The sequence below is a fragment of the Ideonella sp. genome (assembly GCF_041918995.1).
GTDB lineage: Bacteria > Pseudomonadota > Gammaproteobacteria > Burkholderiales > Burkholderiaceae_C > Ideonella.
In genome coordinates, this window is the sequence record NZ_JAYRUN010000014.1 from 93,953 (window position 1) to 106,696 (window position 12,744).

The window sequence follows — 12,744 nt, forward strand, 5'->3', positions numbered from 1 at the left end:
GGGTGCCTCTCGGGTCAAGTGCGGCTTGTCCAGGACAGACTCTGCCGAAGAACCCGCATTGTGGGGCGCCGCGGCCGATCCTGCTGGCGGCTTGACGGGTAGCCTAGACTGACCCGGGTGAACACCTCTTCCTCGCCGGGCGCCGGCACGCCCGGCTCGCCGCCGCTGTCCCGCCTGCTGGAGCTGACCGCCGACGTGGTGGCCGCCGTGCGCGCCGGCCGCTCGCTCACCGATGCCCTGGCGGCCTGCCCGCCGCCCGCGCGCCCGGGCACCCAGGCCCTGGCCTTCGCCGTGCTGCGTCGCTGGGGCTCGGCCGCGGCGGCGCGCGAGCACCTGGCGCCGCGCACGCCCCCGCCGGTGGTGGACGCACTGCTCACCAGCGCGCTGGCCCTGCTGTGGCCCGACGAGGCCCCGCCCTACCCCGACCACACCCTGGTGGACCAGGCCGTCACGGCCGCCCGCCACAAGGTGCCCGCGGCCGCCGGCTTCATCAATGCGGTGCTGCGGCGCTTCATCCGCGAGCGCGAGGCCGTGGTGGCGCAGGCCGGGCGCCAGCCCCTGGGCGCCTGGAACCACCCCGACTGGTGGGTGCAGCGCCTGCGCCACGACTGGCCCACGCAGTGGCAGGCGCTGCTCGCCCAGGCCCAGCAGCGGCCGCCCATGGTGCTGCGCGTGAACACCCGCCGGGTGAGCCGGGCGCTCTACCTGGAGCGCCTGGCGGCGGCCGGCCTGCGCGCCCGGGCGGTGGACGGTGCGGGGTGGGAGCAGGCCGTGATCCTGACGGAGCCCTGCCCGGTGGACCGCCTGCCCGGCTTCAGCGCCGGCGAGGTGTCGGTGCAGGACCTGGCGGCCCAGCTGGCCGCGCCCCTGCTGCTGGACGACGCGCCGCCGCTGGCCGACGGCGCCCGCGTGCTGGACGCCTGCGCCGCCCCGGGCGGCAAGACGGCGCACCTGCTGGAGCGCCGCCCGGACCTGCACCTGCTGGCCCTGGACGCCGACCCCAACCGCCTGGCCAAGGTGGACGAGACCCTGCGCCGCCTGGGACTGGCCGGCCCCGGCGTGGCCACCCGGGCGGCCGACGCCCGCCAGACCGCCACCTGGTGGGACGGCGAGCCCTTCGACGCCATCCTGCTGGACGCCCCGTGCACGGCGTCGGGCATCGTGCGCCGGCACCCCGACATCCGCTGGCTGCGCCGGCCGGAGGACGTGAGCGCCCTGGCGCGCACCCAGGCCGAGCTGCTGGAGGCCCTGTGGCCGCTGCTCAAGCCGGGCGGGCGTCTGCTCTACGCCACGTGCTCGCTCTTCCAGGCGGAGGGCCGCGGCCAGATCGACGCATTTTTGCAACGCGCCACGCCCGATGGGCCCCGGGTGGCCAAGGACTCGCCGGGGCACCTGCTGCCCCTGGCCGACAATGACCGGCAGAACCCCGACGCCGCGCTGGCCGACGGGTTCTTCTACGCCCTGCTGCACAAGCCCTGACCCCCCGCCCACCGTGACCCGCGCTGTCCTGGCCTTCGCCCTTGCGGCCCCCGCTGCCGCCCGCGTGGCGGGACGGCGGTGCAGAGGCTGGGCGCTGGCGCTCGCGGTGGCGCTGGCCGTGCTGGCGGGCGTCGGCCTGCCCGGGCCGGCCCATGCCCAGGGCGTCGAGCTGAGCACCTTCGAGGTGTCGCGCGCCGACGGCGAGCTCCTGCTCGACTTCGTCGCCCGCCCGGGCCTGAGCAAGGCGGTCGAGGACGCCATGCAGCGCGGCGTGCCCATCTACTTCGTCGCCCAGGCCACGCTGTACCGCTCGCGCTGGTACTGGCGCGACGAGCGCGTGGCCCGGGTCACGCGCACCTGGCGGCTGTCGTACCAGCCGCTCACGTCCAGCTGGCGCGTGGGCTTCGGCACGCTCAGCCAGAGCTTCGCCACCGCCGAGGAGGCGCTGGCCGTCGCCTCGCGGGCGGCGCGCTGGAAGGTGGCCGATCTCGACCAGCTGGAGGCCGGCGAGCGCTACTACCTCGAGTTCAGCTACCGGCTGGACGACAACCAGCTGCCGCGTCCCATGCAGCTCGATCTGGCCGCCCAGGCGGACTGGCAGCTGTCGGTGCAACGCCGGGTGCGCATCGAGTGAAGCTGCTGTCCCGCTGGGGCTGGGGCCTGGCGCTGTTCGTGGCCGCCGGGCTGGGCCTGGTGCTGGCGTTCGTGCTGTCGCTGCTGGCGCAGGGGCCCAGCCGCTTCGAGCAGCACTTCGTGTGGCTGTTCTGGGTGAACGCCGCGGTGGCCACCGTGCTGGTGCTGTTCATCGGCGTGGCCGGCGCGCGGCTGCTGCTGCGCTTTCGCCAGCGCAAGTTCGGCAGCCGGCTGCTGCTGAAGCTGGCGGGGATCTTCGCGCTGGTGGGCGTGCTGCCCGGCGCGCTCATCTACACCGTGAGCTACCAGTTCGTCTCGCGCAGCATCGAGGCCTGGTTCGACACCCGGGTGGAGCGCGCGCTGGACGCCGGCCTGACGCTGGGGCGCGACACCCTGGCCGCGCTGGCCACCGACCTGGAGCTCAAGACCCGCACCGCGGCCGAGCGCCTGGCGGTGCCGGGCGGCGTGAACACCCTGGCGCTGGAGCGCCTGCGCGAGCAGCTGGGCGCGCTGGAGGTGGCGGTGCTGGCGGCCGACGGCCGCGTGCAGGTCACCGCCGCGGCGCGGCCCATGCTGGACACCGAGCGGCCCGACGCCATGCTGCTGCGGGCGGTGCGCACGCAGCGTGTGGCCAGCCGCATCGAGGGCCTGGAGGACGAGAGCGCGCAGGCCGCCGGCCAGGCCGCACGGGTGCGCGCACTGGCCACCATCCCGTCGGCCAGCCTGTCGCTGGCGGATCCCGAGCGCCTGCTCATGGTGGTGCAGCCGCTGCCCGTGGCGCTGACGGGCAATGCGCTCATCGTGCAGGCGGCCTACCGCGACTACCAGCAGCGCATCCTCGCGCGCGAGGGGCTGCGCCGCATGTACATCGGCACGCTCACGCTGTCGCTGGTGCTGTCGGTGTTCGGCGCGGTGCTGCTGGCGGTGGTGCTGGGCAACCAGCTGGCGCGGCCGCTGCTGATGCTGGCCGAGGGTGTGCGCCAGGTGGCCGCGGGCGACCTGACCGCCAAGCCGGTGTTCGCCTCGCGTGACGAGATCGGCGGCCTGACGCGCAGCTTCGCCGACATGACCGACCAGCTCAGCAGCGCACGCGGCCAGGCCGAGGCCAGCCTGCGCCAGCTGGACAGCGCCCGCACGCGGCTGCAGACCATTCTGGACAACCTGACCGCCGGCGTCATCGTGTTCGACCGCGAGCGGCGCATCGACACGGTCAACCCCGGCGCCACGCGCATCCTGCGTGCGCCCATGTCCGCCTACGTCGGCCGGCCGCTGGGCGACGTGCCCGGGCTGGCCGAATTCGCCGAGGCGGTGTGGCAGCGCTACGACCAGCACCGCGACGCCCCAGAGGACGGCGAGCGCGACCACTGGCAGGACGCGTTCGAGCTGCGCCTGAACGACCGCGACGACAGCCCCACCACGCTGCTGGTGCGCGGCGCCGGCCTGCCGGGCCGGGCCCGGCTGATGGTGTTCGACGACATCACCGAGGTGGTGTCGGCCCAGCGCACCGCGGCCTGGGGCGAGGTGGCCCGCCGCCTGGCGCACGAGATCAAGAACCCGCTCACGCCCATCCAGCTCTCGGCCGAGCGGCTGCAGCACAAGCTCGAGGCCAAGCTGGCCGAGCCCGCCGACCAGGCCATGCTCGCGCGCTCGGTGGCCACCATCGTGGCGCAGGTGCAGGCGATGAAGCAGCTGGTCAACGAGTTCCGCGACTACGCGCGCCTGCCCGCGGCGCAGCTGCAGCCGGTGGACCTGAACGCCCTGGTCGGCGAGGTGCTGGCGCTGTACGGCGACGCGCAGGAGAGCGGCTGCCTCCGGTCGCGCTGCGAGCCGGCGCTGCCCGCCCTGCGCGGGGATCCGACCCAGCTGCGCCAGGTCATCCACAACCTGGTGCAGAACGCGCTGGACGCCTGCACCGGCCGCGACGATGCCCAGGTGCTGCTCAGCACCGAGCTCGAGAGACACCCCGACGGCCGCCCGCGCGTGGTACGGCTGAAGGTGGCGGACAATGGGCCCGGCTTTGCCGACAAGGTGGTCAAGCGGGCCTTCGAGCCCTACGTGACCACCAAGAGCAAGGGCACCGGCCTGGGGCTGGCGGTCGTCAAGAAGATCGCCGACGAGCATGGTGCCCATGTGCGCATCGTCAACCTGCCTGCACGCCCGGGCGCCGACACGCCGGGCGGTGCGCAGGTTTCGCTATCATTTTCCAGCTTCAGCGAACAGGGACCCCGCGCGGACGCCCCCACGACAGCGGCCTGACGAGCCCGTCCCGGCGATCCGCCCACACCCCATGGCAACGATTCTTGTAGTGGACGACGAGATGGGCATCCGCGCCCTCTTGTCGGAAATCCTCACCGACGAAGGCCACAGCATCGAGCTGGCCGAGAACGCCGCGCAGGCGCGCGCCGTGCGCGAGCGCCTGCGTCCGGACCTGGTGCTGCTGGACATCTGGATGCCCGACGTCGACGGGATCACCCTGCTCAAGGAGTGGGGCGCCAGCGGCCAGCTCAGCATGCCCGTCATCATGATGAGCGGCCACGGCACCATCGACACCGCGGTGGAGGCCACCAAGTACGGCGCCATCGCCTTCCTGGAAAAGCCCATCACGCTGCAGAAGCTGCTGCGCGCGGTGGAGCAGGCCCTGGCCCGCACGCCCGCCCGGGCGCCGGCCGCGCCCGCGGCGCCCGCGCCGGCCATGGCGCCGCTGCACGGCGGCCACCCCGCCAGCTACGCGCCGGCCTACCCCAACGGCCACCACGCGCCGGCGCACCACGGCCACGGCGGGCCCGTGGTGGTGGGCCTGAGCGAGACGGTGGTCACGGTGGACAACGGCCTGGGCCACGCCTACGGCATGTCCGCCCTTGCCGTGGACATGGGCCCGCGCGCCGAGCAGAGCTTCGACCTCGACCGCCCGCTGCGCGAGGCGCGCGACGCCTTCGAGAAGAGCTACTTCGAGTTCCACCTGGCGCGCGAGAACGGCAGCATGACGCGCGTGGCCGAGAAGACCGGCCTGGAGCGCACCCACCTGTACCGCAAGCTCAAGCAGCTCGGCGTGGACCTCACCCGCAACCGCCGCGGCAACGGCGCGTGACACCCCACCAGCGCGTGCTATACTCTCGCGCTTTACGGCCTGGTAGCTCAGTTGGTAGAGCAGCGGATTGAAAATCCGCGTGTCGGTGGTTCGATTCCGCCCCAGGCCACCAAGATTTCCGAGTGCTGACAAGCACTTGCGTAGAAGCCCCGTGTAGTTCGCTACCCGGGGCTTTTCTACAATCAGCTCCAGCTTCTACAAAGGGGGTCGATTGAGCCAACGAGAAAACTGGACGTGCCCAGTGTGCGGGCATCACTCAACCCTATCCCGCGCCGACCTCATGCGTCAGGAGTGGGCGCTCTGGGCTCGAACGAGTGAAGGCAAGGAGAAGGAAGACGACGGCTTCCTCGGTATGTCGGAGTTGGTCAGGTGCCCAAACGCAAAGTGTCGCGAGCACGTTCTCTCTGTCTACGCCTACCACGGGTCGATCAAGTATGCGGGGATGGGAGGGAACAGGTACGCGGACGGAGTCGAATTCGACTTGGACCGTCCTGCCGGCATTGGTTCCTTCACTTTCTTGCCGTCCACGGCTGCTCCCCTGTCCAAGTCGGTCCCTGAAGGTGTGCAGGAGGATTATCGAGAGGCCTACCTGATTCGGAGCCTCAGCCCCAAGGCTTCCGCGACCCTTGCGCGGCGCGCCTTGCAAGGGATGATCCGAGACTTCTGGGGCGTCTCCAAGTCGCGCTTGGTAGATGAACTGAGAGAAATTGAGCCGAAGTGCGACCCCGACGTGTACGCGGCGATGATGGCGGTTAAGAGCGTGGGCAACATTGGTGCTCATCCTGAGCGCGACATCAATGTCATCGTCGACATTGAGCCCGGCGAAGCTCTTCAACTGCTAGACCTCATCCACCTACTGGATCAAGAGTGGTATGTGGCTCGTGCGCAGAAGAAGGAGAGACTCGGCAGAATGGCTGCTCTGGCCGAAGCGAAGAAGGCAGAACAAAAAGGGCACATGTAGTGTCGAGGGGTGCCAGTCACCGCAGAGGCGCGACCCGCTGCCCGATTCGTTCTCGGACATAGTGCTCAGTCATATCGCGCTTCTTGTGCCCCAGTAGTTGCTGAGAGTGCGCCAAGTCGCCGGTGTCGCTTGCCGTCTTAGCTCGAATGTCTCGAAACTGAAAGTCCACCCCTGCCCGCGACCTGGCCTTGTCGAAGCGTGAGCGCAGGCCGAAGGTGCCCAGGGGCCGCCCATCGTCGTCCTGAACGAGGAATGCGCTCAGGCGGTCCCGCGGCCTGGCGTTGATGCGCTCGATGAGCTTCGCCAGCTCGCCGGTCAGCTCGATGGCGCGCTTCGTGCCGGTCTTGTTCTGGACGATCCACAGCGCGCCGTCGCGCAGGTCTTCGCGCTTGATCTTGAGTACATCCGCCGGCCGCTGGCCGGTCAGCAGTGCGAGGTCCATCGCGTCGCGCAGGGTCTGGTCCGCCTTGTCCCACACCGCCCGGAACTCCGCGTCGCTTACATAGCGGTCCCGTCCCGACTCCTTGAAGCCCTTCACTCCTTGGCAGGGATTCGGCGCATCGGTATAGCCCCATTCGCGGGCCTTGTTGATCACATGGCTTAGCAAGGCCTTCTCGCGGTTCGCACGCGCCTTGGCCGTCTGCCCGCGCTTGTCGAGGTAGGCGCGCACGTGGTGCGGCTTGATCGCCTCCACCAGCACGCGGCCGAAGACGGCGCGTAGGCGTGCCAGCTCTTTCAAGTTGTCGATCTGCGTGCGGCGGGCCTTCGTGGGGATCACCTCCAGCTCGTAGCGCTGCGCGACCACGTCGAAGGTCTTCACGCTCCGGTCAGGCTCTGTGCCTTCCAGCTTCGCCCACTCCAGCAGCGCCTTCGCACGGTCTGGCCCCAGGGAAGTCCACTTGCGCGGCGCCACGGTGGTCACGTGGTAGTACCGCCCGTTCTTCAGCTGTAGGCCCCGCGGAAGGCCCTTGTTGGTGGTGCGCTTGCGGCCCATGTTCAGAGTCGGTCGAGTGCGGAGAAGTCGGGTTCCTGCAGGCTCGCGGCCTGGCGAGCCTGTTCGGCTTCGCTGGGTCCATGGCGGCGCAGGCCCATTCGCTGCAGGTAGTAGTCGCGTGCGACACGAGGCTGCTCGGTACGCGACAGCGCATAGGCCCAGCGGTAGCGGTCGAGCCAGCGGATGTGCCCCTTGGTCTGCTTGAAGCCGGTCAGCTCGGTCAGCTCTTCGGGCGTGAGGAACATCGAGCTCATGCGCTGCGGCCCTCGGTGAGCTTGAGTCGGCGCGCGCGCAGCGCAAAGCGCTTGCCGCCCGGCGCTCGGACCCACTCCCGACGCTTGCGTGCGATGTGGGTCACCCATAGGCCGGCGTTGTGATCGGCCGTGTAGACCCGGATCAGTCGGAAGCCGCAGGAAGTCTGCCAACGCTTGGCCCGAACCTTTCGGGCCGGTTCCTCCACGTTACGTATACGGCGGCACCGCGTGCGGTTGTTCTGGGTAATCGGCATGGTTTCTTTGGTCGGTTCAGCGAGGTTTTCCGGGGGAACTAGGGTGGCAGCGGCGGTTGCGCCGGGCGGATCAGGTGTGGGCACCGGCGGCGGCCGGTACGAGGACGCCGGGTCGTTGGCGGCGCCGAAGTCGCCGATGCGGCGCAGGTGCTCGACCTGCCGCCGCAGCTCGTCGACCTGGCGCTGTAGCGCCTTCGCCAGGCCCGCTTGCACTGCTGCGTCGTTGACGGCATCGCAGTGCACCTGCGAGCGCCCCCAACGGGTCAGCCAGAAGAGGGCCAGCATGGCGGGGCGTGGCGCTTCGCCCAGGGCGTGCCAGCGCTGCACGGTGCGCGTGGTCACTCCAAGCGCTCGCGCAAGCTGCTGCGCGGTCGGGTTGCCCAGGTCTTCCAGCATGGTCGACAGTCGGGGCACCTGTCGGGGGAGTCGGTTCAACACGGGTTCGCCTTATCAAGGTTCTTGCCTGCGCTCGGCGAGCGGCTAAGCTGCCGGCCTGGCTGATTCCCAATCGCCTCGTCCTGCACCGGGTAGCGGTGCCCGGTGCAGGACACTTCCTCTCACCGCTGTCTCGTTCCTTTCCTCCCCCTCTTCAGACTTCGCCCGCCGTGCGTTGCGCGGGAAAAGTCCTTTCGCATCAATGGGTGCGGAGTTATTGAATCGAGTCCAAGGGGAGAAGACGCCGGCTGCGCCGGCGGGCTCCGAAGGGGGCGGCTGCACCTTGGAGCGCGGCTCGATCCGCCAGGTGTCGCAGCGCGTGGTGAGCGAAAGCGGCTGCGCCAGGTCGCCGCCCTCGACCGTGAGGCCGCTGATGGCCTTGGTGACCTCGCCGCGGTAGCGCGTGCTGTCGCGCTCGGTGTAGTCCACCCCCAAGCGCAGCCCGTGGGCCTCCACCGCAGCCAGCCAAGCGGCGTAGTCGTTGGCCTTGCAGGCCTGGTGCAGCTCGGGCAGTGCTTTGCCGGGCAAGCCCTTTGCGCTGACGCGGTACAGCTCCCGCGTGGGCGTGATTGGGGGCACGCCGAAGAACTGAAACTGACGGATGCCCCAGGTACGCGCCCATGCGACCTGGCGACGGGCGGCGCTGCGGCCATCGCTGTCGCTTTCGGTGTCGCCCTCGACGCCTTCGCCGTCGATGCTCTTCGAGACGTACTTCGCCACGTAGCCCACGGCGCTGCCCTTGGCCGGGTCGATGCGCTCGACGGTGAAGCGGCGTTCTTGCGCGCCGGCTTCATCAGGGCTATCCGCCAGCGCGTAGGCGCGCAGGTTTGCGGCGTAGGCGTCGGCCTGGTCGGCCGGGGTGAACACCAGAAGGTGCCAGTGCGGGCACGCATCGTGATGTGGCTCGACAACGCGCAGTCCGTAGCCGATCAAGCCGAGGTGCGCCGCACGGCGCGTGGCCCTTCCCCACACGTGCCCCAGGTAGGCATGGGCCTTCCCGGGGTAAGTGCCGTCATACGCCTCATTGGCGGCCCCGCTCTTGGCGTGGCGGGCATGCATGCGGCTGGGGCAGGTGATAGTGAGGAACAGGCCGACATGCCCCTTGGCGAGCGCGCTGGCTTCGATGCCCTTGATCCGCGCCATGAGGGCCGCACGGCGGTTCGCCGGGTTCGCGAGGCTCGCCTCGATCAGCTCCGTCATGGGCACCGCTTCGCCGGTGGTCTGGTTGATGGCTTCGAGGCCGTCCATTTGTGCCGCCAGGCGCGAGGCGTTCAGCTCATGGCGTCGAAGAGCCTTCGCTGACACATAGGGGGACGCGCGGCGATGCACCGCGCCGGTTTGGATGGCGTGCAGCTCGACGGCGCGGAACCGCTTGCGCAGGGCGCGGCGCCACCAAGCCGAGTCGCACATGCGGTTGATGCACTCGGCGGCGCCCTCCTTGTGCGGCATGTAGATGCCATGCCGCTTCGCCGTGCGGCGCAGGGTGCGCATCACCTGGCTCGGGGGCGTGTCGGCGTGCGCCCACAGATCGGCCAGGCGCTGCACCCGCGCGGCACAGCGCTCGGCCAGATCGCCCAGGTCTTCGCTTGACAGGTCGTAGCGGGCGGCCAAGCGCGGCAGGTGCGCAGGAATGGTCTGAGGGGTGGTCTGCATGGCGGCCCTTCAGTGGTTGCGGTTGAAGGCGCGCAACTGGACCCGAACGCCGGTCGTGGCGATGAGGTCTTGTCCCACGGCGTGCGCTTGGTCTTCGGCGAGGCGCATCGCGCCTTCCGCATGGCTGCTGGTGGTGAAGCTGGCATTGAGCAGGTTCACCGAGCGCACATATGCGCAGTAGTCAGGCAGCCAGAGCACGCAGGGCATCGGCGGCAGCTTGTGGGTCTGCTTGCCGCTGCCATGTTGGCGCGCATGGAGGTGAGAGAAGAGGGGCGCGGCCCATGCGGCGGCGCGACTGAACGTGGCGTTCATGGCGAGGGTTCCCAATCGGTGGGAGGGCCGGCGAATGCGGTGCGCTAGCCCCTCCCGGGGTGGCGTGGATCAGTTCAGGCCGAGGGCTTCGGCGAGGCTGGCGGCAGGCTTGCGAGCCTTCCGGCGCTCTTTGGCGTCGGGGTCGCCGGCTGCCACAAGATGCGCGTCGGCTTGGAGCGCGCGCAGCAGGTCACCCGTGGTGGTGGCTTCCTGGGGTTCGTGCAGCGCCTTGACGGCCGGTTTTCCGCCCAGCTCGCGGCCGAAGAGGCGCGCGAAGAGCATGCCGTTTTCCGCCAGCAGGCGCACCGCTTCGGCGTGCCGGGCCTTGGTGCCCTCGGAGAGGCCGAAGAACCCGCTTTCGATGGGGGTGCGCAGCAGCTCAGCCAGCTTCTCTTCGTTGTCCTCGATCAGATCGAGGGCACGGCCCATTTCGCCCTCGTCCTGCAGGGCAATGCGCATGTGGTGGACACGGGCAGCGCCGGCCCGCTCGCGGTAGCGCTTGGCACCATCTGCGGCCGGGGCGTCGCCGACGACGCCCGCGGGGAAGACCTGGCCGGCGCTCTTGGCGCTCGCGCCCGGTGCGGGGGTGTCGTCGAAGGTGAAGCCGCGCGACTCGTAGAAGGTGCGCAGGGCTTCGAGGAATTCGCTGTCAGGGATGTAGTTCCCTGCCTCGAAGCGCTTCAGCTTATGGATGGGGAGGCCGCTTTCTTCGGCGGCACGGGCCTGCGGCCATCCGAAGTAGCTGCGGGCCGCCCGGCATTGATCCGGCGAGAGACACAGACTCGAAAAGTCGAACATTAAGACTCCGTAAGTTGCTGTACTTGACAGAGCAACTATACGGAGTTTTTACCCAAAAGGTACACCAACTCGACAGCAATGTCGAGTTTATAAACTTTTGGCGCTACGCTCCTTGCTAGCCTTCGGGGTCAGGGTACGTCTGCTCGCCACCGATGATGTCGCCATCCTCGTCGAACCTCAGGCGAGTCCCGATGTTCATGCTCAGCTGGCGGGAGAGGCGTTGCGCGATCTCGGAGAGGGGCATTGCGTCGAACTCTGTATCTGACACGCCCTCGAAGAACGAGCGAATCTCGCCTTCAACACTGGTTGACAGCAGGAGGGCCATTCCTCGAAGTCCGGAGAGTCTTTCATCACCGAGGTGATGCCCGCCGAGGGAAAGGGCAACGCTCAACAGTGCGTCCTTTTCATGGTCGCGAAGGGCCATGACGACAAACGCGACTTGAAGGGCTTGAATGAGCTGGCGACGGCGGTCGCGAAGGCCCTCAAGCGCCACATGGGAGGCTTGGAACGGTTGCTCTGATCCGTAGATCAAAACATTGGGAGTGACATGCAGCGTCTCGCAGAGGATGCGAAGCTCTCGTGTGCCCGGCCTAGAGGTTCCTGCCTCGTACCCGATGAGTGCTGTTCGCGAAACGCCCTTCTCCTCTGGGTCGATCAGCTTCGACCGAGCGCTGACCTGCTGCTGCGTGAACCCTCTGGAATCGCGAGCTTCGCGAAGCCGGCGACCGATCGCAGCGTCACTGGTGTCGGCCGAATTGGCTTGTCGGTCGGGCGTCTCTGACTTTGGCGTCTGCACCATCGTTGCCTAGGGGTACGCGCGTCACATGGGCAACGCAAGCATGCATTGTCACCGCGCTGCCCACCGACTCCTAGCCAAGCCCCCGCCAAGGTGACTTGCTGCCCTAGAGCGCTCGGTAGATTGTCCTTCTGTGGAAGTCAAGGTACACACGCTGGAGGGCATTGAAGGGCTTAGGCACCGCTGGCTGGCTAACAGACCATGCCGATTGAATCGCATCGCTGAGCTGCGGCGATACAAGCAAGCCACCCTCGTCAGCGAACGATATGAACCCCTGATCGAAGAGGTGGTCGATGTGTGGGGCAAGCATCAGCCCATTGTTTCCATCGAGCTTTTCCGAATCGGTTGCCATGCGCCATGGCTTGATGTGGCTGGCTCTTAGGTGCGAATGCTCAGCGACTCCGGTGAGCCTGCAGGCAGACTCAATCAGTTCGACCCGTGACCGGAACAGGCCTTGTCCGCGGCGTGCCTTGGTCAACTGCAGCTTCTGCGTTGCACTAATGTCTTTACGCGCTTCTAGGACGCGCTCTGCTTGATCGTCCTCGGCGTCACGGTCGGTCGATTGACCTCTCTTGACTGCGCTCTCGAACTCGGGGCCGATGAGCTTAGCTAGAGCGCTAGCAAGTGGATCAGGAAGCTCGGTGAGGTAGACAACCTGATTGCCGTTCCCGTTGGCTTGAAGCGGTGAGTAGTGCCCTGGCAGCAGTGGGCGCAGCAACGCAATGTGCTCCTTCGGGCGGATTGGGCTTGTCAGCTCAGTGAACTCAACGGCAAGGAACCACCCCTCATCGGCCCACACAGCGCCGGCACTGCCGAACTCGGTTGGCCGCGGAGCAGTAGCGACAGCAGTCTGCACCACCCCAATCGCTCTGATGTAGGTGTCCGAAAAGGAGAAGACAACGTCTCCAGGCAACGCCTGAGTCATCGTGTCGTAGAAATAGTGCCTTCGTCCGCCCTTGATCGTCTTCGGAGACCAAAGGTAGCCGCCTGGCACCTCATGTTGATAGGTCTGGTTTTGGTTCACCCACCAGTAGCGCATTGCTCCGCCTCGCCTGTGCACTGTCGCGTTCGTAGCTCGGAGAGTGGT

General features: G+C 68.4%; 13 protein-coding genes and 1 tRNA gene. 6 read left to right on the forward strand and 8 right to left on the reverse strand.

The features are described from left to right. Positions 1–117: 117 nt before the first annotated feature. The 6 genes from rsmB to ACE3UN_RS13935 all read left to right on the forward strand — a co-directional run bounded on the left by rsmB (position 118) and on the right by ACE3UN_RS13935 (position 6,161). Complete coding sequence (gene rsmB / locus ACE3UN_RS13910) at positions 118–1,479, forward strand: 16S rRNA (cytosine(967)-C(5))-methyltransferase RsmB (RefSeq protein ID WP_374675561.1); 1,362 nt, start codon at positions 118–120, stop codon at positions 1,477–1,479. A 13-nt stretch (positions 1,480–1,492) separates the two neighbouring features. Continuing rightward, positions 1,493–2,113: a DUF4390 domain-containing protein gene (locus tag ACE3UN_RS13915; RefSeq protein WP_374675562.1), complete on the forward strand. Its 621-nt coding sequence runs from the start codon at positions 1,493–1,495 to the stop codon at positions 2,111–2,113. Further along, positions 2,110–4,368, forward strand: coding sequence for an ATP-binding protein (locus ACE3UN_RS13920; protein ID WP_374675563.1), 2,259 nt, complete (start codon positions 2,110–2,112; stop codon positions 4,366–4,368). The genes ACE3UN_RS13915 and ACE3UN_RS13920 overlap by 4 nt, the downstream gene beginning before the upstream one ends. A 31-nt stretch (positions 4,369–4,399) precedes the next feature. Next, a complete protein-coding gene (locus ACE3UN_RS13925) occupies positions 4,400–5,200 on the forward strand; it encodes a response regulator (protein ID WP_374675564.1) in 801 nt (266 codons plus the stop codon). A gap of 36 nt (positions 5,201–5,236) precedes the next feature. Next, a tRNA-Phe gene (locus tag ACE3UN_RS13930) sits at positions 5,237–5,312 on the forward strand. Between the two features lie 369 nt (positions 5,313–5,681). Next, positions 5,682–6,161 (forward strand): DUF4145 domain-containing protein, encoded by a 480-nt coding sequence (locus tag ACE3UN_RS13935; RefSeq protein ID WP_374675565.1) that lies wholly within the window; start codon positions 5,682–5,684, stop codon positions 6,159–6,161. A 16-nt stretch (positions 6,162–6,177) separates the two neighbouring features. On the opposite strand, the gene ACE3UN_RS13940 is transcribed toward ACE3UN_RS13935, so the two are convergent. The 8 genes from ACE3UN_RS13940 to ACE3UN_RS13975 form a co-directional block, all read right to left on the reverse strand. Beyond that, positions 6,178–7,155, reverse strand: coding sequence for a tyrosine-type recombinase/integrase (locus tag ACE3UN_RS13940; RefSeq protein ID WP_374675566.1), 978 nt, complete (start codon positions 7,153–7,155; stop codon positions 6,178–6,180). A 2-nt stretch (positions 7,156–7,157) separates the two neighbouring features. Continuing rightward, positions 7,158–7,409, reverse strand: a complete 252-nt coding sequence (locus ACE3UN_RS13945) for a DUF4224 domain-containing protein (protein WP_374675567.1) — start codon at positions 7,407–7,409, stop codon at positions 7,158–7,160. Further along, on the reverse strand, positions 7,406–8,059 hold the full coding sequence (locus tag ACE3UN_RS13950; RefSeq protein WP_374675568.1) for a hypothetical protein: 654 nt from the start codon (positions 8,057–8,059) through the stop codon (positions 7,406–7,408). Before ACE3UN_RS13950 ends, ACE3UN_RS13945 begins: the two co-directional genes overlap by 4 nt. Before the next feature lie 84 nt (positions 8,060–8,143). After that, a complete protein-coding gene (locus tag ACE3UN_RS13955) occupies positions 8,144–9,751 on the reverse strand; it encodes a replication endonuclease (RefSeq protein ID WP_374675569.1) in 1,608 nt (535 codons plus the stop codon). 9 nt (positions 9,752–9,760) lie between these two features. Beyond that, a complete protein-coding gene (locus tag ACE3UN_RS13960; RefSeq protein WP_374675570.1) occupies positions 9,761–10,063 on the reverse strand; it encodes a hypothetical protein in 303 nt (100 codons plus the stop codon). A gap of 69 nt (positions 10,064–10,132) precedes the next feature. Continuing rightward, the gene (locus ACE3UN_RS13965) at positions 10,133–10,861 is read right to left on the reverse strand and encodes a hypothetical protein (RefSeq protein WP_374675571.1); all 729 of its coding nucleotides are present in this window, start codon (positions 10,859–10,861) and stop codon (positions 10,133–10,135) included. A gap of 115 nt (positions 10,862–10,976) precedes the next feature. Next, the gene (locus tag ACE3UN_RS13970; RefSeq protein ID WP_374675572.1) at positions 10,977–11,660 is read right to left on the reverse strand and encodes a helix-turn-helix domain-containing protein; all 684 of its coding nucleotides are present in this window, start codon (positions 11,658–11,660) and stop codon (positions 10,977–10,979) included. A gap of 103 nt (positions 11,661–11,763) precedes the next feature. Further along, complete coding sequence (locus ACE3UN_RS13975; RefSeq protein WP_374675573.1) at positions 11,764–12,696, reverse strand: HNH endonuclease; 933 nt, start codon at positions 12,694–12,696, stop codon at positions 11,764–11,766. Positions 12,697–12,744: the final 48 nt, after the last annotated feature.

Excerpts from the sequence above, each read along its gene's own strand:
- ACE3UN_RS13965 (WP_374675571.1), bottom strand. The coding sequence starts at position 10,861 with ATGTTCGACTTTTCGAGTCTGTGTCTCTCGCCGGATCAATGCCGGGCG.
- ACE3UN_RS13945 (WP_374675567.1), bottom strand. The coding sequence starts at position 7,409 with ATGAGCTCGATGTTCCTCACGCCCGAAGAGCTGACCGAGCTGACCGGC.
- ACE3UN_RS13975 (WP_374675573.1), bottom strand. The coding sequence starts at position 12,696 with ATGCGCTACTGGTGGGTGAACCAAAACCAGACCTATCAACATGAGGTG.
- ACE3UN_RS13950 (WP_374675568.1), bottom strand. The coding sequence starts at position 8,059 with ATGCTGGAAGACCTGGGCAACCCGACCGCGCAGCAGCTTGCGCGAGCG.
- ACE3UN_RS13925 (WP_374675564.1), top strand. The coding sequence starts at position 4,400 with ATGGCAACGATTCTTGTAGTGGACGACGAGATGGGCATCCGCGCCCTC.
- ACE3UN_RS13955 (WP_374675569.1), bottom strand. The coding sequence starts at position 9,751 with ATGCAGACCACCCCTCAGACCATTCCTGCGCACCTGCCGCGCTTGGCC.
- ACE3UN_RS13960 (WP_374675570.1), bottom strand. The coding sequence starts at position 10,063 with ATGAACGCCACGTTCAGTCGCGCCGCCGCATGGGCCGCGCCCCTCTTC.
- ACE3UN_RS13970 (WP_374675572.1), bottom strand. The coding sequence starts at position 11,660 with ATGGTGCAGACGCCAAAGTCAGAGACGCCCGACCGACAAGCCAATTCG.
- ACE3UN_RS13940 (WP_374675566.1), bottom strand. The coding sequence starts at position 7,155 with ATGGGCCGCAAGCGCACCACCAACAAGGGCCTTCCGCGGGGCCTACAG.